Origin of the sequence: Streptomyces sp. NPDC127092, assembly GCF_042722475.1 — a bacterium.
Classification (GTDB): Bacteria; Actinomycetota; Actinomycetes; order Streptomycetales; family Streptomycetaceae; genus Streptomyces.
Map to the genome: position 1 here is coordinate 1,537 of NZ_JBHXFE010000144.1, position 605 is coordinate 2,141.

The 605-nt window shown below is 76.0% G+C and carries 1 pseudogene; it reads right to left on the reverse strand.

Annotation, left to right across the window (positions count from 1 at the left end):
* Positions 1-188: 188 nt before the first annotated feature.
* Positions 189-605, reverse strand: a pseudogene (locus ACFWJO_RS38090) (ornithine cyclodeaminase family protein); the annotation flags it as partial.

The following is a 605-nucleotide window of genomic DNA, read 5'->3' on the forward strand; positions in this document are numbered from 1 at the left end:
GAAGTGAAGAGGGTGGCGCGAGTCACTCTATCCAGACGGGGCGTGCTCGACTGGGCTGACACCGCGGAGGCCGGCCGCGCCCCGCTCGTGGCGAGAAATCTGGTCGGGCTCGCCGGCGCCCTCGTCCTCCTCGCCGTCAGTCGCCGGGACACGCCCTCGGTCCGCCAGCTGGACCCGGCCGCCCCGGCTCAGCCCAGCACCTCCCGCGCCACCGCGCTCGCCACCACCAGGTCCTGCCAGGGCATGCCGGTGGTGACGAACAGGGCGGGCGCGCCCTCCCGACGACGCGCGGTCCCGGCCACGAGCTCGGCCAGCGTCACCGTGTCCTCGATCCCGGCGAGGGCGCCGGAGTCGATCGCGAGGGTGACGTCGCCGGCCTCGCGGGCGGCCGAGTCCCGCGACTCCACCGCCACGGTCGCGCGGCGGGCCAGGGCGTCGTCGGTCTCGCGGGCGTCCGTGGTGTGCGAGCCCATCGCCACGACCGTCGCGTGCTCCGGCACGAGCGTCCCGTCGAACAGCGGGGCCGTCGCGGCCGTGCACGTCACCACGACGTCCGCCTCCGCCACGGCTTCCGAGTCCGCGGTGCTCGCGGTCACGCCCAGCTC